We start from the raw sequence: 26,478 nt of genomic DNA, 5'->3' as shown, positions 1-26,478 counted from the left end.
AAGGTTAGCCACCAGAGGAGAGAGCATATTGTTTCAGGACATTACACTGGAAGAACTTAGAGTGTTAAAAAACAAGAAGCAGATCACCATTATTGATGTTAGATCTCCTTCTGAATATAAAGATGCAACGCTGCCGGATAGTTTGAATATTCCCTTTTTTGATGATCAGGAACGGGCTGAAGTAGGGACGTTGTATAAACAGACAAGTGTGCAGGCCGCGAAAGAACGTGGTTTGGAGATTGCTGCGGCAAAACTGCCTTCTTTTGTCAAAGAATTTGCAGCGATTCAAGGAGACAAAGCTGTATTCTGCTGGAGGGGAGGTATGCGCAGCCGTACAACTGCGACCGTACTCTCTTTAATGGATATTCATGCTTACCGGCTGATAGGCGGCTATAAGGCTTATCGTAAATGGGTGCTCGACGAATTGGAGTCCTATGAATGTAAGGCGAAGTCTTATGTGATTCACGGAAATACAGGCACAGGTAAAACCAATCTGTTACACCGCCTGAAAGCGCAAGGCTACCCCGTTCTGGATTTGGAAGGGATGGCAGGTCATCGTGGTTCTATTTTTGGTGAGATTGGCCTTCGTGCGAACAATCAAAAAACGTTCGATAGTCTTCTTTTAGAGGAGTTAATTAAGATCGGGGATTCTCCTTATGTACTATTTGAAGCGGAGAGCAAAAAGATTGGTAAGGTAGTAATGCCCCCATTTATGGCCGAGCAAAAAGAGAGCGGAACGCAGATCTGGATTGAGATGCCTTTGCATGCCAGAGTGGAGCAAATCCTTGAGGATTATCGGCCAGAAGAATACAAGGAGCAATGTATTTCTGCATTTCGGAGTATTAAATCCCGAATTCATATCCCTATTGCGGCAGAAATCGAGCGATGCTTGCAGGCAGATTTGTTCGGCGAAGCTGTGGCGCTGCTGCTAGAGTATTACTACGACCCTAGATACGATTATACGTCCACTCAGTATGAAGGCATTGAGAGAGTTACTTTTAAAGTGAATAATCTGGATGAAGCTGAGACTGCTGTGCGTTCTTTTTTAAAACATCAAGAAGTATAAGTTTCGCGTTATGGTTAAAGGGGGCTTTACTTAATATGATCTATTTAGATTACAACGCTACAACACCAGTAGATAAGGAAGTAGCAGAGGTTATGATCCCTTATCTTTACGGTCATTTTGGGAATCCTTCAAGCAGTCATTCTTTGGGGCGGGAAGCTAAACTCGGAATAGAGCAGGCAAGAACACAGGTGGCTGATTTCCTGAATTGTGCGCCGGGTGAGGTGCTTTTTACCAGTGGGGGTAGTGAGTCTAATAATACTGTCATTAAAGGAGTAGCCCAAACGTATCGCCATAAAGGTAATCACATTATCCTGTCTGCTATTGAGCATCCGGCGGTAATTAAACCTTGTAAGTACCTGGAGCAGATGGGATACAACCTGACTTATGTACCTGTTGACTCGTATGGAATGGTGCAGGTTGACGATGTGAAAAAGCAGCTCACGGACCAAACCATTCTGGTCTCCATCATGCACTCTAATAACGAAACGGGTACGATCCAGCCGATCAAGGAAATAGCTGAGGTCTGCCACGAACGGGGTGTTCTTATTCATACAGATGCTTCACAGTCTGCGGGAAAAGTAGACCTCGATGTAGCGGATTTAGGGGTGGATTTTCTAACGCTTGCAGGCCATAAATTATATGCGCCCAAAGGCATTGGAGCACTGTACATTCGGGACGGCATTCACATTGAGCCTTTGATACACGGTGCGGGCCATGAACAGGGGCGAAGAGCGGGGACAGAAAATACACCCTACATTATTGGCTTAGGAAAAGCCTGTGAGCTTGCTGCTGACTCTGATTCTAGAAAAAGAGTTAAGCAAGTTACGGAGTATTTCTATGGAAGACTGCAGGAGTTTTTTGGCGAAAAAATTCATTTGAATGGTCATAAACACAAGCGCTTGCCTAACACCCTTAACGTTAGTTTTCTTGGAGCAGTGGGTCATGAAATTATCGATTCCCTGGAAGCTGTGGCGGCTTCAACTGGCTCAGCGTGCCATTCCGGTGAAACGTTGATTTCGCCTGTTTTAAAGGCTATGCATGTGTCGGAGAATATTGGACGGGGAGCGGTTCGTTTTAGTGTGGGACGATATACGACTACAGCGGAAATCGATGAGGTCATCGATAAGCTGAAGGTGTATTTGTTATAAGCTGAAATCGTATTAGTTGTGAGGTTCGTTTTTGCAAACAGTGGCAAAGTGTGAATTCTAGTGAACGGACTATGATTCTCAGTGAACGGATTATGGCTCCCAGTGAATGGACTATGATTCTCAGTGAACGGATTATGATTCTCAGTGAATGGACTATGGTTCCCAGTGAACGGAGTAGCTATCGGACTCAGGCGCTCTTATTTGCAATATTTTCCTATTTTTGAGTTGCTATAGGACTCCATAGGCGTTATTAGTACAAAATAGACACTACTGAGCACCATTTCTGCCCAATAGCGCCTCTCAGGTCCGATAATCTCTCTAAACAGTGATAAATTAACGAATAGCGGCATCTGAGTCCGAAAGATCAAGAGTTGAATCCGCATATTACAAAAAAAGCATCTGCCACCTCCTTCAAAAGGAATCGCAGATGCTTTTTCTAACTTTTTTTAGTGATTATACAATCGTAAAGCCAGCACTTGCATAACCAGTGACTGTATTTACAAGGGTAAGACCTGTAGCGGTGGCTGAGAATACCATAAGCAAACGTGTCTGTGGTGTTACAGTAAAATTGATACCATTCGTAATTCCGCTGACAAAAGTTCCAAGATTAATAGTACCGGTGATAGGTGGAAGTGGGACTGTTGCGCCTGGAATAGGAGTAAATGTGTTATTTGGTGTGGCAGATTGGTACAATTGCGCTGTTACATTTATCGTAGTACCAAGCAGCGATAAAGCTATGGTATTACTGAAGTAAGCGGCAATGGAAGTTATTACTCCTGCTCGGGGAGTTGAGAATGCAAAATTGATAAGCGGTCCAAGGAGAGTACCTGTCAAATCAATATTACCGCCAACAAGCGAAATACCTGTGGCTGAACTTCCAAAGCCTACAAGGCTTGTTGTTCCAACCAAACCACCTAAAACCGTGGTCATAATAATAGGTCCTCCGGATGCCAGCGGAATAATTGCACCGTTACCGGTTGCACCAGTGACTCCGGTAATGCCAGTAGCTCCGACCGCGCCGGGATCACCGGTGGCACCCGTAGCTCCGGCAACGCCGACCGCCCCCGGATCACCCGTGGCACCCGTTACACCGGTAGCTCCGGCAACGCCGACCGCCCCCGGATCACCCGTTGCCCCCGTAGCTCCGGCAACGCCGACCGCGCCCGGGTCGCCCGTCGCGCCCGTTGTACCAGCAGGGCCCGCCAAGCCGGCAGCACCCGTCGAGCCCGTCGCTCCAGTTGCTCCTACGCCTGGACCCGCTGGTCCTTGCGCACCTGTTGGTCCTTGAATCCCTTGCACACCCTGTGGTCCTTGAGGTCCCATCGCACCACCAGCGATTAACAAGTAATCTGGTGAACTGCCAGGTATTCCAGTAGGTCCAGAAACAGTAGCAATATAGGTGCTGCCATTGAAGGTTACTACTTGACCTGCTGGATAAGTAGGACTTTGTGCAGGATTAAAGATTACAATTCCTTGCAGCCCTACCCCTTGCGGACCCTGAGGTCCTTGAAGTCCAGGCGTTCCTTGAGGGCCTTGTGGTCCTTGCGGTCCTTGGGGGCCTGTGGAGCCACCAGCAATTAATAAATAGTCTGGTGAACTTCCAGGTGTTCCCGTTGGTCCAGCAACAATAGCAATATAGGTACTGCCATTAAAGGTTACTACTTGACCTGCTGGATAAGTAGGGCTTAGTGCAGGATTAAAAGCAACAATTCCTTGCAGCCCTGCCCCTGTGGTTCCCTTTGCACCCGGAACCCCTTGCGCTCCTTGCAGACCCTGGGGTCCCTGTGGCCCTTGAGGTCCAGTCACACCTTTAATAGGTAATCCAATTGCTTGTGTAATAGAAGCTTGAATATGTCTGATCTGAATAATCAACTGATCTTTACAATTAGAGTCAATCTTCGTGGCGAGAATAAAAGATAATAACTCAGCTAACAACAGTTGAAGATTAGTGCCCACGCTTACGACAGAGAAGGGACTGACTTCGGTCGATACAATGGTTATCTCTACTACAGAAAGTAGCTCAGTTCTAAAAGGGCTGCATAACTTAGAGGTATGCAAGAATTCCAATAGTTCTCTTAACACTCTTTGGAGATTGGCAATATGAAGTGTTGTGGGATTCGTAAGTACGGGGGGCACCACTGCAGAGAGATCAGTGACTATTTTTAATAGTGCGTTACACTCCCTCTTTCTAATAGGACTGCTGATCCTTCCATGCTTGTTTAGGATAGCATCGCCTTTAAATGGTCTGTAATCAGGCATATTTCTATATCTCCTCCTTGAACTTCTCCTGTTCATTCCTTTAAAAAATGGGAACCTGCCCAATCAGCATATTCTGAGAAGCGGAAGTGGTTACAAAAATTGCCCTAAAAGCCGTTATTCCTGAAAGTCGTTATTAATGAAGTAATACAAAAAAGGCAGGCCACCGCTAATTACGGTAGTCTACCTTTTTAATAGATACGTTAAGTAGTCTCTCCCTTAATAAGAGTTACGTCTACAGTAGTGTTGTTGATTAGCTCTCCGTCAGCACTTTCGATCATTTGCAGGAGAGTATTGGTCAGCATGACCCCGATCCGATCACTAGGTTGCATAATGGTAGTCAATTTAGGACTCTGAAGCATGCGGGTAAAGCTGTGGTAATCATAACCGATGATTTTCAGTTGCTCGGGCACTCGAATGCCTTGCTGTTCAGCATAAATGTATAAAGCATAAGCCACAATATCATTACTGCAGAATACTCCATCATATTCTCGAAGTTGGGCCGGAGAGATATTTTCGGTGACAAAGGACCAAAAATAATCAAAGGTAAGCTTGTTGTGCGCGCCTTCGATAATATCGTAAGTTACACCATGTTTCATACTTGTGATGACAAAAGCATCCCGACGGCGATTCGCTAGAATATCCAGATCTAGCGGGCCGGAGATATGTAGCAGCCGTTTACAGCCCAGCTGTATCAAATGTTCGGTAGCTAGCTCACCACCGCGGTAATTATCCGATCCCACACAAGGGATATTGGAAGAAATAAAACGGTCAAAAGAGACAATAGGGAAAGGGACTTTTTTATAGCTTTCAATATTCATAGTGTGGCTGCACATGATAATGCCATCTACTTGATTCTGGCGAAGCATGCTAATATAGTTGGCTTCCTTCTCAGGATCGTCAAGAGAATTACATATTAGCAATTTATAGTTTTTTTCATTAGCACTCATTTCAACATACTTGATGAGATCGGAAAAGAAAGGGTGGTTTGAATCTGGAACAATAATCCCAATAAAAAAGGATTGATTCTTCTGTAAGGCTCTGGCGATTTGATTAGGATGATAATCTAAGGCGTCCATCGCTTTTTCAACTTTTTTACGCGTCTCTTTGCTGATATATCCCCGGTTGTTCATTACTCTGGACACGGTAGCTACAGCAACGCCCGCCTCCTTGGCAACATCTTTAATACTTGCCATACCCTCATCCCCGTTTCATAAAATGCTCTAATCTATATTCTACAACTTTCTTGGATTGTTGACACTAATCGAGACTAACAATTGTAAAAGCATAGATAGTTTTTGATAGTTATAATAGGTATGTTATACGTTACCACAAATATTTAGATATAATATTAAAAATCAATAATTATACCCATATTTTATTGATTTAATTATATGAAAACGTTTGACATATTATTTGCGCATCTATAAAATTGGTTTTGAATAAACCTTCATCTAGGGAGGAACAAGATCGTTAGGAGAACGCTTTCATAAGTTGCATTAGTTTGATGATTTCTCAGACCTTATGAAGCAAGAGTGTATAAATTGAAATAGAAGGAGAACGCCAATATGCAGATTAAAAATGAAGCTATGCTTATCACTTACGCAGATAGCATGGGAAACAATTTAAAAGAACTAAACGAAGTACTGGATACACACTTGCAAGGAGTCGTGGGTGGGGTTCATTTATTGCCGTTTTACCCCTCTTCGGGCGACCGGGGATTTGCTCCGATGGATTATACGAAGGTTGATTCGGCTTTTGGCGACTGGGCGGAAATCGAAGAGATGAGCGAGAAGTTCTACATGATGTATGATTTCATGATCAATCACATTTCACAGCAGTCTCCATACTTTCAAGATTTCCTTGAGAAGAAGGATGCATCGCAGTACAAGGATTTATTTATTCGTTACAAGGATTTCTGGCCTAACGGTGAACCAACTGAGGTTGATGTGGATTTAATTTATAAACGTAAACCGCGGGCGCCATACGTAGAGGTTACCTTTAAAGATGGGACGAAGGAAAAGGTTTGGTGTACGTTTGATGAGCAGCAGATCGATCTGGACGTGACTACGGAAACTACGAAGAAATTTGTAAAAGACAATCTGACCTTCCTTGCTGATAAAGGAGCATCGATTATCCGACTGGACGCTTTTGCCTATGCCAACAAAAAGATGGGTACCAACTGCTTTTTCGTAGAACCGGATATTTGGGAAATGTTGAATTTGTCTAAAGAAGTAGTGGAGCCTTATGGCGTAACTGTTCTTCCGGAAATCCATGAGCATTACAGCATTCAATTGAAGATTGCAGACAAGGATTATTATGTCTATGATTTCGCCCTGCCAATGTTGGTATTACATGCTCTATACAGTGGAAAAGTAAATCGGCTTGCGCATTGGCTGGAAATCTGTCCGAGAAAACAATTCACTACCCTGGATACACATGACGGCATTGGCGTGGTGGATGTTAAGGATCTGATGACCGACGAAGAAGCTGAGATGACCAGAGAAAGCCTATATAGTCAAGGAGCAAATGTTAAGAAAAAATATAGCTCCGCCGCTTATAATAATCTGGATATTTATCAAATTAACTGCACTTATTATTCTGCACTTGGCAATGATGATCAGGCATATCTTTTGGCCAGAGCTATTCAGTGCTTCGCCCCTGGTATTCCACAGATTTATTATGTAGGTCTATTCGCTGGCGAGAATGATATTGAGCTGCTCGAAAGCACAAAAGAAGGACGCAATATTAACCGCCATTATTATGCTAAAGATGAAATTGCTGCTGAGGTACAACGTCCTGTTGTTCAAAAGCTGTTCGCATTGTTGAAATTCAGAAATAGCTGTCCAGCTTTTAATGGTGAGATCAAGATTGAACAAGGTAGTGAGAATGAGCTGAACATCACTTGGAAAAATGAAAACAGTGTGGCGAAGCTTGAAGCTAATCTGTTGACCAAAGAATACACCATTCTTGCAGGTGAGAATGAAGCAAATATTGCGAAGGTATTTTAATATTTCCTTTGATATCGAAAGGTGTTCCAAAGGCCAATGTAATGGCTGCTGGAGCACCTTTCTTTTTGGGGGATAGGTGATTCATGTTATGAACTGTTTTTGGTCCGTCTGAATTCTATTGGTGTAAGGCTGAAGTTGCGTTTGAACATCCGGTGGAGATAAGAACTGCTGGTGAAGCCAGTTACTTCAGCAATATCCGATACCGATAAATCACTCTCTACAAGCAGGCGGCATACTTCCTTCATCCGTACCTCCATGATGACATCCACAATAGTGGTTAGGGTCTGCTGCTTATAAAGTCTGCTGACATAGATTGGAGACATATTAAGTTCATCGGCAATTTGGTTCAGACTTAAGCAAGGGTCCATGTAAGATTGCTGAATGGTTTGGTTAATTTGCCGGATTAGATCGCTTTGCTTGGAGCTGCGCTTATCCGCTTGGAATTCCTGAATATGATCAAAAAGCTGGTAAAAAGCTGCCTCAAATTCTTCTATTGTTTCATAATGTTCAAGCGAAGGCATCACCATCATCCCTTCGGTGGGGGTAGGACTAAGCTTCTTGATGTTATCGACAATTCGTTTAATCGTTAGCGTCACCCTTGAAACAGTAAGTTCCAGCACATGATAGGGATATTGCTCCATTTCACGTACCATTTCGGAGAAGTGACTGCGGGCTTCGTCTGTTCTGCCACTTGTGAGCGCATCGACCAGCTTTTTTTCGCTGTCAGCCGGGTAGGAGTAAAGATTGTTCTGAAGCTCGCTAATGCGCTCAGCATTGATCAGGCTGCCATGACCATAAAACAGTCTATGTTTGGAAGCTTCTCTGGCCTGACTGTACAGCCGGTTTAGTACATCTGGATTATCACTGATAGGGCTGTACACTAACGACAGTCCGATTTTTAAATAATCACAACAGGCCACACGGATCTGCCGCAGCAGCACTTCAATCAGCTCGGTATCCAGATGCTCAGTGGAGGTCATGCTGCTAAGCAACATGACCACACTATCGTCATTCATATCTACAGTTTCCACCTGATAAGTCTGTCCACAGATCTCTGAGGCAATATTCATGATGGCAAACTTGTACGGAAGGAGATAAGAGCCTCGTTCCTTTCGCAGAGCTTCGTACTCATCAATGCGTAGTAATACTAGCCGGTAGCCCTCGTTTAAATTAAAAGAAATACCCAGCTGTTGAACATCATTTTGCCGGCTGTTATGAGGAGATTTAATGCCAAGCACCAGATTGCGTAATGAGTTCTGCCTGATCGTGAACATACTGTTGCGTTTATCTGCCTCAAGGGTGTTCATTCGGCTTACGATCGAATCAATCGGCAGATAAAGCCGTTTGGACAGTACCCTAGAAATAACAAGACCGAACAATAAAATAATTAAAGAAATCAGAAGCGTAGTATTGCGGATATGATTGGTCTGTTCAGTAATTACCTCATAAGGAGTAATGCGCACATATTGCCAGCCAAGCGAATCGGGCGAAGTATAGGACACCAGTGATTTATTCCCTCTAAAAGGGGCAGTAAAATAGCCGGCAGAACGTGCTTTTACTTGATGCTCCAGCCAACTGTTTTCATCCCCGGAGAGCTTCTCCAATGTCAGCTTATTCCCCGACAGAAAACGGCCTTGGTCATCCAAAATGTAGGTACTGCCACTACCGGGTGTATTGCCGTTAGCCAGTTCTTTATTGATCCAAGCCGCGGATATGTTAACAATAACCGCAGAGTTAATAGAGCGGTCCCAATTGATCGCATCATAGCAAAGGTAAGTATAGACTGAGATGTTTTTTTTCTCAGGTTCATCTATGGAATAGGTTCGCGGAATCGGCGTAAATGTTTTGTAATCCTGATAATGATTCAGCATCTGAATAATTTCAGTGTCCACCAGTTCGCGGGTGGTGAATACGCCATTCTGGCCCTGTGCTGCCGAAATATAAACCGTGTCATTATTCGGATTATATACATAGATGGATTCAATATAAGGCATGGAATTTAAGTAGTTTCCGAGATCGGACATCGCCGCGGTTACCTCATAAATAGAGGGCTTGTTGTAGAACAACAGATGAGAAATCGTGCTGGTTCGATACAGTTGAAATGAAAGCGTTTGCGCGACTTCAGCCATGTTGACCACTTTTTTGCCAGTCTGGGTCAGATCCCTTAGATCGGAGCGAAAGGTTTGCGTCTTCTCGACGCCGATGTAGTACGTATAGTAAACAAAAGTAGAGATAAGAAGGGTTAACGATATGCACAGGGTTATGGTGGTGAGCAGCTTGCCATACAGTAGTCTTTTTCTCCGTAGATCATTATTCTTCATACCGTCCCCCCTGATCATCATATGACTTACTCGGACAAGACTCTGGATGAATTCATATTATGAAGTTCCTTTATTATAAGTCCCCAAGAGTGAACAGAACAGTGGAGCAACCTTAGAATCCTGCATTTTTCCAATCTGAAGGGAGTGAACAAATTAAATATTCGTGTACAAAACAGTCTTTTCTACAAGGATTATAAGGAGTTAGCGAAGCTTGAGAAGCTCTGGGGGTCTCCGAAGACTTTTACATAAACATCCTGATTGTTCAGCTCCTGTTTCGCCAGTTTGTGCAGTAAGGCTTGTAAGCTTCACTTCTGTGTTCAGAAGAATCCCCCTATAGTGGAATTATGCAGTTTCTATATTAAGGGGGAGTGAGAGATCTTGAGCCAAACCTCATCCAAAGGAATTTCAAACGTCGAACTTGGCATCCAGGCTGATGGTAGAGCACGCTTACGAACGACAAGAAAGAAGAAAGGATTGTTGTATGAGCTGGTGCACAATCGGGTAATGTTTCTGATGCTGCTGCCCACCTTGATCTTTTTTCTGGTGAATTCCTATTTTCCAATGGTAGGCATCTATTATGCGTTCACTCAATTCGACTTCAACAGCAGCATGTTCAACTCCAAGTTTGTGGGATTACAGAATTTCGAGTTCCTCTGGAGATCCGGTACGCTGGTGAAGCTCACGATGAACACGATAGGATACAATATTGCTTTTATTGTACTGGGAAATGTGCTGGCAATTGTCTGTGCGATCCTGCTGAGTGAGCTCAATGGAAAATGGTTTAAAAAGATTAGCCAATCGGTAATGTTTCTGCCTTACTTTGTATCCTTTGTAATTCTCAGCGTAATTGTCTACAACTTGTTTAATTATGACAGCGGTTTCTTAAATACAATGCTTACCCAATTTGGCCTTGATCCGGTCGACGTTTACAGTAAACCTTGGGCATGGATCTTTCTGATCATTATCTTTTATCTATGGAAAAATCTTGGTTACAGTATGGTGATTTATCTGGCGGCGATTACGGGGATTAGTGACGAATATTATGAAGCGGCCAAAATTGATGGCGCTAATATTTTCCAACGGATTTGGTATATAACGGTGCCGATGCTGAAATCAACCTTTGTGGTGCTGCTGCTCTTTGCGCTCGGGAGTATTATGAAGGGCCAATTCGATCTTTTCTATCAATTAATAGGCAATAACGGGCTGCTCTACAATACGACGGATATCCTTGATACCTATGTATACCGTTCGCTTAAAGTAACCTTTGATGTGGGCATGGCAACGGCTGCCGGGGTCTATCAATCCTTGTTCGGCTTCGTCCTCATTATGACGGTCAACTACATTATCCGCAAAATAAACGATGACTACGCCCTGTTCTAGGAGGATAAGAAATGAAAATTCAAAAGGATAAATATACGCGAATGCTTCATTGGATTGCCTATGTGGTCATTATTGGCTTATCGATCGCTTGCCTGCTGCCCTTTTTGCTAATTATCTCTGCATCTTTGACCAGCAATGAGTCCATTATTCGCGATGGCTATCATCTGATTCCGGCACAGTTCTCACTGGAGGGCTACAAGACGGTATTCATCTTCCCGGATGAGGTGCTGCGGGCATATGCGGTCACAGTCAGCACAACTGCGATTGGAACGGTAATGGGACTTTTTTTCATGACTATGGCGGGTTATGTACTGGCGCGTAAAGATTTTAAATATCGAAATAGCTTTTCCTTCTATATATACTTTACGACTTTGTTTGGGGGAGGACTTGTCCCGTGGTACATCATGATTACGAAATACCTCGGTCTGCTGGATTCCTATGCGGTACTGGTGCTTCCAGGTCTGATGACGCCATTTTTGATCATTTTAATGAAAAACTTCATCAAATCAGCAGTTCCTGAGGAATTGTTCGATTCTGGCAAAATAGACGGGGCCGGTGATTTCCGGATTTACTGGCAGATTGTACTCAAGCTTTCCATGCCGGGCATCGCTACAGTCGGTTTGTTTCTGGCTTTGTATTACTGGAATGACTGGTTCACCTCTTCACTGTTCATCAATGATACGCATAAATATCAGCTGCAATTCTATCTGTACAATGTTATTAATTCAGCACAGTTTATCGCACAGATGGGGGCGGGAACCGGGGTGTCACTGGCTACGGAGGTCCCTGCTGAGTCTACCAAAATGGCGATGGCAATTGTCGTGACGGGACCTATTCTTTTTCTGTACCCGTTCGTTCAGCGTTATTTTGTCAAAGGCCTAACCATCGGCGCTGTAAAAGGTTAGAACCGCAACCTGCCCACTACCGGGTTAAGGTACAGTCGGCTAACATAGAAGCATAGTGAAAAGGGAGGATTCAGATGAATAAACAACGGGGCAAACGCATGTCTATTCTGCTTACGTCAGTACTGGGCTTGACGCTGCTGGCAGGCTGCGGGGGGAATTCTAATTCTGCAAACGGAGACAATGCGGCGGTAAAAGAGAGTAATAGCGGAGGAAACACAGCACAAAGTACGAACGCAGGGACGGAGGAGAAGACCGGACTGGACACTTCCAAAAAGGTCGAGCTGCAATTCTATATGCTAGGCGATGCGCCGAAGGACCTCTCAAGCATTGAAGCGGAAATTAACAAAATGGCCGAAGAGGATCTGAATGCAACCGTTAAATTCAACTATACAACCTGGACAGATTGGGATCAGAAATATAAGCTGCTGCTGTCGTCGGGTCAATCAATCGATCTGATCTTCACTGCGGACTGGACACAATATCAGGCTTATGCGAAAAAGGGAGCTTTTTTAGCTATTGATGATCTGCTGCCTAAAGCTGCCCCAGAACTCCAGCAATTCGTACCACAGGAAATGTGGGATGCTGTGAAGATTGATGGCAAGATTTACACCGTTCCAGCGACTTATAAGGAGTATGTAACGAACGGCTTCGTATGGCGTGAGGATCTGCGCAAGAAATACAATCTGCCTCAGCCGACAGATCTGGCTAGCTATGAAGAATACATGGAAGGAATCAAGAAAAATGAACCGCAGATGTCACCTGCTTCTTTTAACAGTGATGTAAGAGGTAACATTCATGATGTATATTCAACACTTACCGCACAGGTCGGCAGTCCGCTGCCTTATGGTATTGGTATTAAGTACGATGATCCTTCAAAAGCTTATCTGTATTGGGGCTCGGAGGAACATAAAGAAGAGCTGCTGACGATGAGACGCTGGCAGGAAAACGGATTGATTTCCAAAAACGTCCTGAACTTGAAGGATACCATCCAGGCTCCGATTATCGCGGGCAAGGCAGCAAGCATCTTCGGAGATAATCCGACTCGCTTCAACGATACGTTGATGAAGGTGAAAGCAGCACATCCGGATTGGGATCTAGGTTACTATCCTTATGGCAATACCATTGGTTATGCAACACCAGTTCATCCTATTCATAATGGTTTCGCCATTCCGAAGAGCAGCAAGAACCCTGAACGTGCACTGGCCTTCTATGAAAAAATGGTCATGGATAAACGTTATAATCAGCTGACACAATACGGTGTGGAAGGAAAGAACTATAAAATTGATGCGAACGGCTACTATGAACTTATTGGAGATGCTTCAACGAACGGTTTTACACGCGAGGGAATGAATGGCTGGGCCTGGCGGAATCCGGAGTTCATGCTATTTGATAAATCCTATGATGGCGTGAAGGAAATTTTCGCTGAGCTCGACAAAATTCAGAAGCCGGATATTTTCACCGGTTTTGCTGAGGATTATACCTCTTATCAGGCGGAAAAAGCAGCACTAGAGCAGGTGGAAAAGCAATACCTGTATCCATTGCAAGCTGGATTAGTAGAGGATGTTGATGCGGGTTTAGCCACCTTTATGGAAAAGGCTAAGCAAGCCGGTCTTGAGAAAATCCAGACCGAATATATCAAGCAATGGGATGCTTATGTGCAGGAGAAAGGTTTGAAATAATAAAAGTAGCAAGGGATGTTCCTTAAGCCTAATGGCAGGGAGCATCCCTTTTTTTGTGTTCTTTAACGTACTCAGATTTACGAGAAACGTTGACGGAATTCCCGTGGAGTGGTTCCTTCTATTCGAATAAAGCTGGAGCTGAAGTAAGGCGCCTGATTGAAGCCAACTTCCTCGGCTATACGGGCAATCGTGTAGCTAGTCTGCATCAGCAAAAGTTTACTTTGCTGAATCCGATAATGCAGCAGATATTCCATCGGCGCACAGCCGTATTCCTTCTTCATGCAACGAGCGATATATACAGGGTGAAAGCTTAGACTTTCCCCGAGCTGCTGCGCAGTGATATGCTCACGAAAATGGCTGCGTAAATAGGAGGCCGCTTGCTCTGCACATATTTTGGAGGGCGAGGGGCGCTCATGGCTGAGGGAGGCGGATAACTGCTGAATAACCTCCTGAAACAACAGCTGCTGCTGAAATGGAGTATCGCTTAAATGGGAATTAGGCACAAGCTGATTCAGCTGCGAGAGCAGCTCTTCCATCTTGGACGGCTGCAGCAGAGTTGTATATTGAGGCAAGCGTAAGCTAAACGGCCGGATATCAAATTCGTCAGATTGCAGGGGGTTCTCTATTTTGACGTTGTCTTTCTCAAGCGCAGCGGCCGTATCCTCGGTTATATTCCAGTCGCCCACCGTTTGAAAATGCAGCCAATAATAAGAGGTGGATTCCTTGCAGCTGTCCGTACTGAAATGATGGCTGTCTGGACGAAGCAAGAGCGCCTGACCCGCTTTTACTTGAAAAGGGAGACCGCCTTCACTCATATATAAACAGCCTTGTTTAACTACAAGCAAATCGAACACCCGGGTATTATGGCGGCTCATATGATAATGGCCGGGGGAGAAAGTATGGAATCCGCTTACAATGTAGTACAGCAACGGAGGAACGGTGAAGTTCAAGATGTTCATGTCAGAAGCTCCTTTTAGTGAGGTTGGAATAATGTAATAATTGGTTTGAAATCTGTACCATCATCCAAAGTATATCATCTATAATTTAGTCTGACCTAATGAATAAAGATGTTATTTTTTAGGCTAAGTCTGTAGGTATGGTTTACGAGGAGGGTTTGTATAGTGAAAAAAGAAAGACAGGGTTTTGGGCTCTGGGTATTGGCTTGGCCTATATTTATAGAGGTATTTCTACAGACTCTGCTGGGTACGGTAGATACATTAATGGTCAGCCGTATCTCTGATGATGCAGTCGCCGTAGTCGGCATTTCCAATCAATTGTTCGGTGCATTGACCACACTTTTTACAACATTTGCGGGTGGAGCGGGGATTCTGATCGCACAGAGAATGGGCTCCAAACGTTTTGGTGAAGCGCGCACGATTGCTATTATGGGGGTAACGGTTAGCCTCGTGTTGGGGATTGTCGTGAGTATTGTATTGTTTTTCTATGCGGGCCCTATTGGTGGGGTTCTAAATATAGCACCTGAGCTATTGTCACTTTCCAATGTCTATATCTCCTACGTCGGCGGTGGACTTTTTATGGTAGGGATGATCGCTTCCCTCGGTACCGCTATCCGGAACACAGGGAATACCAAAGGGCCGATGTACACAGGGATTATAATCAATGTCATCCATATAATTCTGAACTATATTTTTATATTTGGTGTATTCGGTCTGCCACAGCTAGGCCTTGCGGGCATCGCGATCTCCAGTATTGTCAGTAGACTGGTCGGAGTGATTATTCTCTACTCCTTATTCCGGCGTTCTTTCGAGATCAAGGTTAGACTTAGAGATTTCCGGATATTCAATGGCAAGCTGTTCAAGCAAATTCTGAAGATTGCCTGGCCGCTCGGGATCAATTCTTCCTGTTGGGTATTCTCCCAGCTTATTGTGTATTCCTTTCTGGCTGCACTTGGAGCCGAAGCGTTAGCAGCACGCACGTATCTTAACACCCTGGAGTCCTTTTGCTTCACGCTTGGTTATGCTTTTGCGCTGGCGGGGCAGATACAGATTGCTCATTTATTCGGAGCAGGCAAACTGAAAGAAGCTTACCGCAGTGCATATCGTACACTCTTCATTGGTTTGAGCATTGTGTCAGCTAACATGCTGTTACTATTCCTGTTCGGAAAACAACTGCTCGCTTATTTCACATCTGATCCGAAAATTATTGCGATCGGGGTTTCTTTGTTAGCTCTAAATCTATTGCTCCAGCCCTCCAAAATGCTGAATATGGCCCTCGGCAACGCGCTGAATGCCATCGGGGATACGCGTTATACGATGTATACTTCCATCGTGTCTATGTCCCTCATTGGCGTGGGCTGCTCCTATTGGTTAGGAATCAGCTTCGGCTGGGGACTCATAGGAATCTATTGTTGTATGATAGCCGACGAATTGGTGAGAGGTTTGCTTGTTTTGGCGCGCTGGAGGGGGCGAAAGGTTCTCCGACAAGCGGACACCGGCTTGAGTGAAGAGAATGCTTCACTACATGGAGCGGGGAAAAGAAGCGCCTCGTTAACCACATAAGCGGGACTCTATAAGCCCAGCTTGATGGGCAATGGAGTGGTTTTAGAGTAGGACGTTGTTTGTGGAGTAGTGTTTTTGTTTCGGCAGTAGGGTGGTAGTAGTGCTGCAGTAGTGCGATAGTAGGGCGGTTGCGGGAGGCGGTAGTAAGGCGGTTGCGGGAGGCGGTAGGGCGGTTGCGGTAGGGATGACGTTGTGCTTTCGGACTCAGATGCCGCTATTTGCTAATTTAGAGCCTTTTCCGGTTAGTTTCGGACTGGAGGGGCGCTATTCCTCGTGAAATGGCTCATGTAGGGGTAATTTTGCGGCAATAGTGACACTGGAGTCCGATAGCTTATGAAAAGAGACGTTTGTGCGGAAATAACGGCTCTGGAGTCCGAAAGCGACTTTGAAAGTCCAAGTAACACCGTGCACCCAAGCGACAACGAGCACTTCAAGTAACATTAAGCATCCCGAGTAGCGTCGAGCACTTCAAGTAACTTTGATCATCCCGAGTAGCGTCGAGCACTTCAAGTAACTTTGATCATCCCGAGTAACGTGGAGCACTTCAAGTAACTTTGATCATCCCGAGTAACGTCGAGCACTCCAAGTAACATTAAGCATCCCGAGTAACGTGGAGCACTCCAAGTAACTTTGATCATCCCGAGTAACATCGAGCACTTCAAGTAACATAGAGCAACTCTGTGGCTTAAAAATTGATTAGTTTAGGGGCAGTAGGGCGGTTGCGGGAGGTCTGGCGTTGTGCTTTCGGACTCAACTGCCGCTATTTGCTAATTTAGAGCCTTTTCCGGTTAGTTTCGGACTGGAGGGGCGCTATTCCTCGTGAAATGGCTCATAATGGGGTCGTTTTTCACCAATAGTGACTCTGGTGTCCGATAGCTCATGAAAAGAGGCGTTTGTGCGGAAATAACGGCTCTGAGGTCCGAAAGCAACTTTGAAAGTCCAAGTAACATCGTGCACCCAAGCGACAACGAGCACTTCGAGTAACATTAAGCATCCCGAGTAACGTCGAGCACTTCAAGTAACTTTGATCATCCCGAGTAACGTCGAGCAGTTCAAGTAACTTTGATCATCCCGAGTAACGTCGAGCACTCCAAGTAACATTAAGCATCCCGAGTAACATCGAGCACTTCAAGTAACATAGATCAACTCTGTGGCTTAAAAATTGATTAGTTTAGGGGCAGTAGGGCGGTTGCGGGAGGTCTGGCGTTGTGCTTTCGGACTCAACTGCCGCTATTTGCTAATTTAGAGCCTTTTCCGGTTAGTTTCGGACTGGAGGGGCGCTATTCCTCGTGAAATGGCTCATAATGGGGTGATTTTGCGGCAATAGTGACTCTGGAGTCCGATAGCTTATGAAAAGAGACGTTTGTGCGGAAATAACGGCTCTGGAGTCCGAAAGCGACTTTGAAAGCCCAAGTAACACCGTGCACCCAAGCGACAACTAGCACTTCGAGTAACATTAAGCATCCAGAGTAACGTCGAGCACTTCAAGTAACACCGTGCACCCAAGCGACAACGAGCACTCCAAGTAACATCAAATTTGCTGATGCTTTTTTGAAAGAGGTTACCTCATGAGTAATTACTTCTGTGAGGGCCTCTTTTTTATGCGCGTATAAAGTTTAAGTTTGACGGTCCTCAAATTTGATTATTCATTCATATAGAGTTTGATTCTATGATATAAATGAGGTAGCCTTTATAGAATGGGTAGCCGTTATATAAATACATGTCAGTGAAGGGTTTGAGGGAAATGTTGTTGTCAAAATGGAGAGGGTTTTCGTTACTAGGGCTGCTCTTAATGCTTGTACTATTATCAGGCTGTTCTAAAGGAACAGCGCATGTCACAGTGAATAAGAATGGAAGCGTAGATTTTGCAGTGAATATGAAAGTGAATTCGCGGGCAGAAGCGTTGATTAGCGGAAAAATGGAAGATGCTCTGGTAAACAAACTTAAAGATCAGGGGATTGAGCTAGAGAAAAAGCCAAGATGGAAAATCTACAGTCTATGAATTCATGAAATCTTATGCCTCTTTTGAGGAAATGAAAGCACTCTCTGGTGACTTGGATATTGTGGACCTGAAATTAGATACCAAAGATTATTGGTTTTATACCAAATATGATGTTGAGGCGAAGCCTAAATTAAATAGTTACATAGACACCATAATGGATAATATGGGATCGCTCAGCTTATCGAAGCCGATTATTCGGGCGTTTTTGCAAAACATGGCTTTTGACTTTAAATTAACGTTACCTGTGGATTTATATGGAGACAATAATGCAAATGTGGAGGACGGCAGAACCCTTACTTGGAATGTTACACTAGCGGATACAGAGCCAATTCAAATGCAGGTTTATGTGCCTAATGTATGGAATATCGTGATTGTGCTTATCATTTTAGTGGTGGTTATTGTAACTGCGATTATATTGTTTATCAGAAAAAGAAAGCAGCGTAATAGAAAACGGTTCTAAGTGGGTTCGTAAGGTTTCGGAAGTGCCGGGAAGCTAGGATGCTTTACCCTTTCTTTACTTTTTAGCAGGCACAGAGTTATAATTAGTACCAAGTACTAATATCAGATACTAATTGAAGAGGTGATTGGAATGACAGGTGCAAAAATTACCGCTATCGGAACCTATGTCCCAGCTAAAAGACTGACTAATGCCGATCTGGAACAGATCGTAGATACAAATAATGAATGGATTGTGCAACGGACCGGAATCCGTGAGCGTCGAATTAGTCGGCAGGATGAGTATACAAGTGATTTATGTGCAGCAGCTGTGCAGGATCTTATGACTCGTTATGGAAAAAGCGTTCAGGATGTCGATATGGTCCTGGTAGCTACGAGCACACCTGACTTTTCCTTTCCCTCAGTAGCTTCTTTGATTCAAAATCGTTTTAACATTCCACAGACTGCGGGTGCTATGGATTTGAGCGCAGCATGCGCGGGTTTTGTCTATGCACTGCATACTGCTCACAGTTATGTGGCTTCAGGAATGCATCGCAAGGTACTGGTTATTGGTGCGGATACGATCTCCAAGATTACGGATTATACTGACCGCAGTACATGTATTCTTTTTGGGGACGGAGCGGGAGCTGTACTTGTGGAAAGTGATGAGCAGTCGACGGGATTTTTGGGCTTCCAGCTGGCAAGTGATGGCGGTGGGGCACATCATGTGTACCGTACGGGGCTTGCCCATACTGTAAACAATATTGAGCTGGTAGATACACAAATGCTGGTACAGAACGGACGTGAAGTGTTTCGCTGGGCGGTCAGAACGGTTCCTTTAGGTGTGCAACAGCTGCTTGAAAAAGCGGAGGTAACTCTGGAGGAAGTAGACTGGTTTATTCCACACAGCGCTAATATGCGCATGATTGAGCCAATTTGTGAGCGATTAAATTATCCGCTGGAGCAGGTGCTGCACAGTCTTGTGAATTTCGGCAATACTTCTGCTGCCACGATTCCTTTAGCACTCGATTTGGGCATCCGCGAGGGTAAAGTACAAAATGGACAAAAGATCCTGATGTATGGTTTTGGTGCCGGATTGACCCAGGCGGGGCAATTGATTGAGTTGAATTTGGATCATCAGGTAGGGATACCTACTCCATATTAAGAGGTGGAATTTGGCGAGTTGATGTCCAATGAATGTTTATAACGAAACGTTTCGGTTAATCAAAAAAAGACAACGCCGTTTGCGGAAACCCGCTTACCTTGGCTGTTGTCTTTTTTTTGATTACTGAGTATTTAATTGACTGCCACAGGATTCACGTACAATAAGCACAGGCTCCACTACAAACGATCCACCGCCAGACTGATTGTTAATCAAGTCATAGAGCATATGAGCAGCGAGGATGCCAAGCCGTTCTTTGTTCTGGCGGATGGTCGACAGTTTTGGACTGGTATATTTACAGGCTTCAATGTCGTCACAACCGATAATTGCAATATCTTCAGGAACGCTGAGGCCGTGTTCTTTCAAAGCCCGGATGGCTCCCAGAGCCAGCAAGTCAGAAGCCGCAAAAATGGCTTTTGGTAAATTTCCGGCTTGAATTAATTGCTGCATAGCCGTATAACCGCTGGGCTCAAAGAAATCGTCGCCATGAACAAACCATTGACGGTTCAAAGTGAGGCCGAAGCTTTCAATAGCTTTGACATATCCAGATTCCCGCAAGTTAGAAATATCTGAATCCGCTGCACTTCCGATAAATCCAAGCTCTCTATAGCCAAGTAGATAAAAATGCTCCACGACCTTGGAAGAAACCTGAAAGTTATCTGACATCACAAAGCCAGATTTTTTGCCCTTTAGCTCAAGGTCGACCCCGATACAAGGAATACTGCTCATATCCAGATCGCGGATGGTAGGCTCCATCTTTTGCCCGGAAATAATGACACATCCATCCACATTAAAATGAACAGATCGAGCGAAATAATCGCCGCTGCTGATGAATTTCTCGTTGGAAAAGAAAATGAGATCGTAGCCCAGAACGCCCATCTGCTTTTTAAAGGAATTTGCACTTCTACGAAAAAGGGATGGGTAAATTCGACATTAAGCTCGCCAGCAAAAATAACCCCGATCAGATTCGACTTCTTAGTTGCGAGTGTCTTGGCGGAGTTGGAAGGTGAATATCCGGTTTGTTCGATGATCTCCAAAACTCTTTGCTTGGTTTTTTCGGAAACATCGTTGTAATTGTTCATAATTTTCGAAACAGTCGAGACAGACACGCTTACCATTTCGGCAATCATTTTGATATTCATAGTTAATAAAGCCACCCTCCGCTAAATAGTTGAAATTTGAGAAAAAGACTGTTCTAGAGCGGTTATTTGCAAGTTATTATGAATAGGGTGAATGAAAATTCAATTATTTTCAGTCTATTATTATTGCCGAAACAAGTCAAATATATATTTCACTATGCAGATTTATTCCAAAATAATCTATGTAAAAAAATTCAAAATTACATCTTTACAAAAATAGAAAACTAAGCAACAATAGCATTGTCGAAACCGATTTCGATTTTTCGCTTGAATTACGAATATTACGAAATTCGAGGAGTGATGTTTAGGATGAAAAGGAATTTCACAGCAGCGCTTGCTGCTATGCTCCTTGTCACCGGGCTGCTATCACTCTATTGGGAGCATGAATGCTTCAGCGGCAGAGGCGTTAAAGGAAAACTCACCTGATTCAGCGGCAACGAAAGTGGAAAATGAACCAATCAATGGATTGAAAGCGTTTACCGATGTATCTCCAAGTCATTGGGCCGCAGGCCCATTACAGCGTTGGAGCGCAAATGGGATCATAAGCGGATATGACGACGGGTCGTTTCGTCCGGGTAAGGAAGTCACGAAGGCAGAATTCGCAGCTATTATGAATCGTATATTTAATTATCAGGAGCAATCGGATAAGGTTCCCGCTGATGTCCAGGCTACAGACTGGTATAAAAATGATATAGCCAAAGGGATTGCAGCTGGATATTTAAGCAGTGATCAGAAGAACAATATTTATCCTTCAAAAGCACTTTCGCGCGCTGAGGCGGCGTTAGCATTGGAGAAAGTGTTTCGTTTCAATGCAGACAAAAGCAGTACAGCAGCATTCACCGATCTGAACGGAGTCAGCGATGAAACCGCAAAAGCAATAGCTGTTCTATCGAGTGCAGGTTATGTAAAAGGATATCCTGGAGGTTTGTTTAAGCCAGATGGTGGGATCACCCGTGCAGAGTTAGCTCAGTTGGCTGATCGAATGGTTTCGGGACTCCTCCTGAAATCAGGAGAGACTTCACTAGGAACAGTAAAGGGCAATGTAGTCATTAATCGGGCTGATGTGATTCTTAAAGACACGGTCATCCAAGGTAATCTTTATCTAACCGAGGGGATAGCTGACGGGAATGCAAAGCTTGAAGGTGTAAAGGTAACTGGGACTACTTTTGTACGGGGAGGCGGCGAGCAAAGTATCGGCTTACACCATACTTCTCTTGGACTGCTTCAAGTAGCCAAGCCTAATGGTAAGGTTCGGATTTATGCCAGCGGGTCAACAGCTGTGGGTACAGTGCGGCTGCTATCTGGGGCAATCTTGGAAGAAACCAGCGATCTTACCGGGGCAGGGTTTGGGGATGTTGAGATGGATGTCGTTCCTCACAATATTTCGCTTCGCGGAAAATTTGGAGCGGTTCGTTCGGCAGACTCAGCAGTCAGCGGTTCTTTGTTAAGAATCCTTGGAACTGTCGGCAGCCTTACTCTGGGAAGTCCGACCCAATTAACATTGGAGAACAATTCACAAGTGGCGGCACTAATCCTATCTGCGAGCGCTGGAGGTACAGCAATTCAAGGCAGCGGAAGCGTAACCACAATAGATAACAAAGCCGATGGAGTAACGATTGGCGGTGTAGCATTAAAAAAGGAAACACTGGCAAAACAACATTGCCAATAGCAAGCTCAGCGCCAAGCAGTTCGGGGAATGTAGGTCCAATATCGACACCAAACTCCACACCTGAAGCAACGGCGACACCTACGGCAACTGCTACGCCAATCGAAACACCAACACCAACCGAAACACCAACACCAACAGCCACACCGACACCAACAGCCACACCAACACCAACACCAACCGAAACACCGACACCAACAGCCACACCGACACCAACAGCCACACCAACACCAACACCAACCGAAACACCGACCACTGATCCGTGGACACTGGTGTGGGGGGATGAGTTTGATGATGGAGAGATTGATGCTACAAAGTGGACCTATGACCTTGGAGATGGTTCGCAATACAACAATCCAGGTTGGGGAAACAATGAGAAGCAGTGGTATACCAACGATGAGAAGAATGTAAAGGAACAGGACGGTAACCTGATCATTACGGCCCACAAAGAAGAAAAAGCTGGCAAACAATATACTTCTACACGGATTAAGACTAAAGGGTTGTTTAGTAAGAAATATGGGAAATTTGAAATTCGGGCCAAAGCACCTACTGGAAAAGGGTACTGGCCGGCGATCTGGATGCTGCCGGAGAACGATGTGTACGGGACTTGGGCTGCTTCCGGTGAGCTTGATATTATGGAAGGCTGGGGCAGTCGTCCAGACACGGTAGCGGGGACGATTCATTACGGCGGTATGGCGCCGAACAATGTATACTCCGGCAAAGAGTATGTATTTCCGGACAACGCTACGATTGAGCAGTTCCATACGTACTCTATTGAGTGGGAGCCGGGCGAAATTCGCTGGTATGTGGATGGTGAATTATATTCGACCAAAAATGACTGGTACAGCATCAGCAATGGGCAGCCTGCCAATAATGTGTATCCAGCGCCGTTTAATCAGAAGTTCCATTTGCTGATGAATCTGGCCGTAGGCGGTAACTTTGATGGTGATCCGACTAGCGAAACCGTATTTCCAAAATCGATGGAGATTGATTACGTTAGAGTCTACGAGCTGACAGGTCGTGAGTACCGCGAGCCTATTCCAGTTACACTGGAGAAGGAAGCCTATCCGGAAGGCTCCAAGCTTGCATTGGCAGACGGCAACATGGTCTATAACAACAATTATTCGGAGCAGGCGCCGGGGGATGACGGTATGGGAATCCCGAATACCGCACATTGGGCACTTTATAAAGAAGCAGGGGCTGAAGCTACGGTTTCTACCGTTCCTATTGGGGAGCGCAATTATGTGAAGGTAGATATCAGCAGTGGCGGCGGCAATTTTTATTCGATTCAACCCCAAGCTATCGTATCTATAGCTAAAGGCAGGTTCTATAAACTCAGCTTCGATGCCAAAACCGATATGTCCCGCAGTATGAGCGTCCGGTTAACAGGTGGAGAATCTCGTGGATTTGCAGCGTATTCTCCATCGCTTAAGGTAGATCTAACTTCAGCGATGACGCATTACGAGACGATGTTTCAAATGAAGGAAAACTCAGATATTGCTGCACGCGTCGAGTTCAACGTGGGTACCAATACTTCACCGGTATGGTTTGGTAATGTCAGATTAGAAGAGATTGAGAATATTCAATTCCCTCATGATAGTGTGAAGGAACCGCTGGCCAACGGTAATCATCTGTACAATGGTACTTTCGATATTGGGGAACCCAATCGGATGAGTTATTGGCATACGGAAGCAGCTGGTGGTGCAACGGTAGAATCAAGCGTTAATGACAATGGCCAGTTAAAGCTACAGATTGGCGGCAGTGAAAATGGTGAGGTTCGGTTACTTCAGAAGGGAATTCAGCTCATTCAAGGGCAGGACTACGAGGTTACCTTCAATGCTTCAGTCTCCTCTGCACGCACAGGAACGGTCCAACTACTAGGAAAAGACGGCAGTGTACAGGCAGAACAACCGGTTAGCTTAAGCGAAGGTGAGCAAAAAATTAAAGCCACCTTTATTAATCTTAGAGGTGCAACCGATCATGAAGGACAATTCGTATTACTGTTAAACGGAGCTGTGGATACAGTCGTTCTGGATAACTTCCAGATGATACGTACTAGCTTCTATTTTGATCCATCGCTAATATATTACCCGCTCCTGAATGGTGAATTTAACTTTGGGTTTAGCGCCTGGGATCGCCTGTTGACAGAGCAGGGTGGTCAGAGCAGCGCTACGGTTGCAGATGGAGCAGCAAAATTTAGCATTACGAATACCGGCAGTCAGGCGTATTCTGTAATGTTGTTTCAGAACAACTTGAAAGCTGCTGCTGGAATGGATTATGTGGTTGAATTTGATGCCAGTTCAACCGTAATCCGCAAAATCGGGGTGAACGTAGAAAATGGTACGTATCAGGCCTCATTCAGCAATATTGTGGAGGTAACGCCGGAGACGAATCATTACAGATTCGAATTCCGGCAAGGCAGCAAGGATACATTGTCTCTTAAATTCCTGCTTGGGAAGGTTGAGGGGATTAGTATTCCTCAAAACCATGATATTATCATTGACAATGTGAAATTTGAGATCAAAAATGCACCGGCCAAACCGCAGGAGCTGCTAAGCGACAGCAGCAATAACAGAGTTTCGCAGCCGATTGAGCTTACTTTTATCGATAATGAAAATTGGCGGAATCAAATCATGGCGGTAAAGGTTAACGGTACAACACTTAATGCAGAGCAGTACACTATTGAACCGGGGAAAATCACAATTGAAGCAGCAGTATTTCCGGCAGAAGGAAGTTATACCATTACTGTTGAGGCTGAACATTATGTTACTGCAACTGTCGCGCAGACTATTCTAGCTAATGATAACAATCTAGTTATCAATGGTTCGTTTGGCAGCGATAAGACGGGCTGGACTACATGGTCCGGAGAAGGTGGCGTCTCCGCGTTTAATGTGAAGGATGGCGTAGCTGAAATTCTGATTACGTCGGCCGGATGGGAGGTGTGGCATACACAATTTTTCCAAGAGGGTATTCCACTGGAGGGCGGAAAAACGTATGAGGTGAGCTTCAAAGCGAAATCAACGGTTCCGCGCCAAATTGTGTTAGAATACTCCAATACTTCAGCTGCTTCCGCGCAAGCTAAGTTTGATATTCATGCGGATTGGGCTACTTATACAGCACAATTTACGGTGTCGAACAGCAACCCGCTGAAGCTTAATTATCTGATCGGCAAAACGCTGGGCGCTGATCTTGCGGCTAATAGTACGCCGCATACGATTTCTTTTGACGATATTGTGGTCAGGGAGGTACAAGGGGGTCCACCAGTAATACCGCCAAGCGGTACGCTGGATAATGGAACCTTCGATGTAGATGCAACGGGCTGGAGCCAGTATTTTGACGGAATCGGATCTGCTTCTGTTCAAGAGGGGGAATTTGCTATCAACTTAACAGGTACCGGGCAAGCCCCTTATAGCGCACAGGTGGATTACGAAAATCTCAAGCTCGTTCAGGGAAAAACGTACACCTTGAAGTTTAAAGCTCGTTCTACAGTAAACCGCAATATTCAGGTAGCTGTGGAGCATAAAGGCGGGGACTACACCAAATATATGGAAGCTGAGCTTGTAGCCTTGACCCAGAATATGGACGAATACAGCTACACTTTTACAATGAATGGGGCAACAGACGCTGGTGTTCATCTGGTGTTTTTGCTAGGGCTTATAGATGGGAATAGTACGGAGACGAATAGTGAAATTAGCGCGGGCAGTACAATTTATTTGGATGATGTAAGCTTGATCGAAGGGTAAACGAAAAAAACGGCAGTGTTTTCCTTTTACAGGAGCACTGTCGTTT

16 protein-coding genes and 1 pseudogene are annotated in these 26,478 nt (G+C 44.7%); 12 read left to right on the top strand and 5 right to left on the bottom strand.

Translation table 11 applies throughout. The features are described from left to right. Positions 1-28: 28 nt before the first annotated feature. Together mnmH and MHH89_RS17640 are read left to right on the top strand one after the other, a co-directional pair. Positions 29-1,066, top strand: coding sequence for a tRNA 2-selenouridine(34) synthase MnmH (gene mnmH / locus MHH89_RS17645; protein WP_076304958.1), 1,038 nt, complete (start codon positions 29-31; stop codon positions 1,064-1,066). Between the two features lie 35 nt (positions 1,067-1,101). Next, entirely contained in the window at positions 1,102-2,214 is a 1,113-nt protein-coding gene (locus MHH89_RS17640) for a cysteine desulfurase family protein (protein ID WP_341087728.1), read from the top strand. 453 nt (positions 2,215-2,667) lie between these two features. Here MHH89_RS17640 and MHH89_RS17635 read toward each other — a convergent pair whose 3' ends face one another. Both MHH89_RS17635 and MHH89_RS17630 read right to left on the bottom strand, forming a co-directional pair. Beyond that, positions 2,668-4,473, bottom strand: coding sequence for an exosporium glycoprotein BclB-related protein (locus MHH89_RS17635; protein ID WP_341087725.1), 1,806 nt, complete (start codon positions 4,471-4,473; stop codon positions 2,668-2,670). Positions 4,474-4,673: 200 nt separating this feature from the next. Then, positions 4,674-5,666: a LacI family DNA-binding transcriptional regulator gene (locus MHH89_RS17630; protein ID WP_076128039.1), complete on the bottom strand. Its 993-nt coding sequence runs from the start codon at positions 5,664-5,666 to the stop codon at positions 4,674-4,676. Between the two features lie 372 nt (positions 5,667-6,038). Here MHH89_RS17630 and gtfA point away from each other — a divergent pair, with 372 nt between their 5' ends. Continuing rightward, on the top strand, positions 6,039-7,481 hold the full coding sequence (gtfA, locus tag MHH89_RS17625; protein ID WP_340033647.1) for a sucrose phosphorylase: 1,443 nt from the start codon (positions 6,039-6,041) through the stop codon (positions 7,479-7,481). Positions 7,482-7,567: 86 nt separating this feature from the next. Here the strand turns inward: gtfA and MHH89_RS17620 are convergent, their stop codons facing one another. Next, a complete protein-coding gene (locus tag MHH89_RS17620; RefSeq protein WP_341087723.1) occupies positions 7,568-9,802 on the bottom strand; it encodes an AraC family transcriptional regulator in 2,235 nt (744 codons plus the stop codon). A 504-nt stretch (positions 9,803-10,306) separates the two neighbouring features. Between MHH89_RS17620 and MHH89_RS17615 the strand changes: the two genes are divergently transcribed. The 3 genes from MHH89_RS17615 to MHH89_RS17605 all read left to right on the top strand — a co-directional run bounded on the left by MHH89_RS17615 (position 10,307) and on the right by MHH89_RS17605 (position 13,766). Beyond that, positions 10,307-11,182: an ABC transporter permease gene (locus tag MHH89_RS17615; RefSeq protein WP_094903677.1), complete on the top strand. Its 876-nt coding sequence runs from the start codon at positions 10,307-10,309 to the stop codon at positions 11,180-11,182. 11 nt (positions 11,183-11,193) lie between these two features. After that, positions 11,194-12,087: a carbohydrate ABC transporter permease gene (locus MHH89_RS17610; RefSeq protein WP_036685379.1), complete on the top strand. Its 894-nt coding sequence runs from the start codon at positions 11,194-11,196 to the stop codon at positions 12,085-12,087. Positions 12,088-12,155: 68 nt separating this feature from the next. Further along, positions 12,156-13,766, top strand: coding sequence for an extracellular solute-binding protein (locus MHH89_RS17605; RefSeq protein ID WP_341088817.1), 1,611 nt, complete (start codon positions 12,156-12,158; stop codon positions 13,764-13,766). A gap of 77 nt (positions 13,767-13,843) precedes the next feature. On the opposite strand, the gene MHH89_RS17600 is transcribed toward MHH89_RS17605, so the two are convergent. Beyond that, positions 13,844-14,725: an AraC family transcriptional regulator gene (locus tag MHH89_RS17600; protein ID WP_076194140.1), complete on the bottom strand. Its 882-nt coding sequence runs from the start codon at positions 14,723-14,725 to the stop codon at positions 13,844-13,846. Between the two features lie 159 nt (positions 14,726-14,884). Here MHH89_RS17600 and MHH89_RS17595 point away from each other — a divergent pair, with 159 nt between their 5' ends. The 4 genes from MHH89_RS17595 (at position 14,885) to MHH89_RS17580 (ending at position 19,887) form a co-directional block, all read left to right on the top strand. Further along, a complete protein-coding gene (locus tag MHH89_RS17595) occupies positions 14,885-16,285 on the top strand; it encodes an MATE family efflux transporter (protein WP_445254999.1) in 1,401 nt (466 codons plus the stop codon). A gap of 1,744 nt (positions 16,286-18,029) precedes the next feature. Further along, positions 18,030-18,287, top strand: a complete 258-nt coding sequence (locus MHH89_RS17590; protein WP_341087720.1) for a hypothetical protein — start codon at positions 18,030-18,032, stop codon at positions 18,285-18,287. A 4-nt stretch (positions 18,288-18,291) separates the two neighbouring features. Beyond that, entirely contained in the window at positions 18,292-18,747 is a 456-nt protein-coding gene (locus MHH89_RS17585; RefSeq protein ID WP_341087718.1) for a hypothetical protein, read from the top strand. Between the two features lie 129 nt (positions 18,748-18,876). Continuing rightward, positions 18,877-19,887 carry a ketoacyl-ACP synthase III gene (locus MHH89_RS17580; RefSeq protein ID WP_076128027.1) on the top strand — a complete coding sequence of 337 codons (1,011 nt, stop codon included), beginning with the start codon at positions 18,877-18,879 and terminating at the stop codon, positions 19,885-19,887. A gap of 120 nt (positions 19,888-20,007) precedes the next feature. Here the strand turns inward: MHH89_RS17580 and MHH89_RS17575 are convergent. Then, positions 20,008-21,026 (bottom strand): annotated as a pseudogene (locus MHH89_RS17575) (LacI family DNA-binding transcriptional regulator). Between the two features lie 379 nt (positions 21,027-21,405). Here MHH89_RS17575 and MHH89_RS17570 point away from each other — a divergent pair. Then, positions 21,406-22,692 carry an S-layer homology domain-containing protein gene (locus tag MHH89_RS17570; RefSeq protein ID WP_341087716.1) on the top strand — a complete coding sequence of 429 codons (1,287 nt, stop codon included), beginning with the start codon at positions 21,406-21,408 and terminating at the stop codon, positions 22,690-22,692. After that, positions 22,683-26,432, top strand: coding sequence for a carbohydrate binding domain-containing protein (locus MHH89_RS17565; protein WP_341087714.1), 3,750 nt, complete (start codon positions 22,683-22,685; stop codon positions 26,430-26,432). The genes MHH89_RS17570 and MHH89_RS17565 overlap by 10 nt, the downstream gene beginning before the upstream one ends. The last annotated feature ends 46 nt before the right edge of the window (positions 26,433-26,478 follow it).

The organism is Paenibacillus sp. FSL H7-0323 (assembly GCF_038002725.1).
In the GTDB taxonomy this organism is placed as follows: domain Bacteria; phylum Bacillota; class Bacilli; order Paenibacillales; family Paenibacillaceae; genus Paenibacillus_AQ; species Paenibacillus_AQ odorifer.
This window is presented reverse-complemented; position numbering and strand designations above follow the sequence as displayed.

Bases quoted from the DNA above. Each gene is read 5' to 3' on its own strand.
- MHH89_RS17640 (WP_341087728.1), top strand. From the start codon at position 1,102: ATGATCTATTTAGATTACAACGCTACAACACCAGTAGATAAGGAAGTA.
- MHH89_RS17635 (WP_341087725.1), bottom strand. From the start codon at position 4,473: ATGCCTGATTACAGACCATTTAAAGGCGATGCTATCCTAAACAAGCAT.
- MHH89_RS17630 (WP_076128039.1), bottom strand. From the start codon at position 5,666: ATGGCAAGTATTAAAGATGTTGCCAAGGAGGCGGGCGTTGCTGTAGCT.
- gtfA (WP_340033647.1), top strand. From the start codon at position 6,039: ATGCAGATTAAAAATGAAGCTATGCTTATCACTTACGCAGATAGCATG.
- MHH89_RS17620 (WP_341087723.1), bottom strand. From the start codon at position 9,802: ATGAAGAATAATGATCTACGGAGAAAAAGACTACTGTATGGCAAGCTG.
- MHH89_RS17615 (WP_094903677.1), top strand. From the start codon at position 10,307: ATGTTTCTGATGCTGCTGCCCACCTTGATCTTTTTTCTGGTGAATTCC.
- MHH89_RS17610 (WP_036685379.1), top strand. From the start codon at position 11,194: ATGAAAATTCAAAAGGATAAATATACGCGAATGCTTCATTGGATTGCC.
- MHH89_RS17600 (WP_076194140.1), bottom strand. From the start codon at position 14,725: ATGAACATCTTGAACTTCACCGTTCCTCCGTTGCTGTACTACATTGTA.
- MHH89_RS17590 (WP_341087720.1), top strand. From the start codon at position 18,030: ATGTTGTTGTCAAAATGGAGAGGGTTTTCGTTACTAGGGCTGCTCTTA.
- MHH89_RS17585 (WP_341087718.1), top strand. From the start codon at position 18,292: ATGAAATCTTATGCCTCTTTTGAGGAAATGAAAGCACTCTCTGGTGAC.
- MHH89_RS17580 (WP_076128027.1), top strand. From the start codon at position 18,877: ATGACAGGTGCAAAAATTACCGCTATCGGAACCTATGTCCCAGCTAAA.
- MHH89_RS17570 (WP_341087716.1), top strand. From the start codon at position 21,406: ATGAATGCTTCAGCGGCAGAGGCGTTAAAGGAAAACTCACCTGATTCA.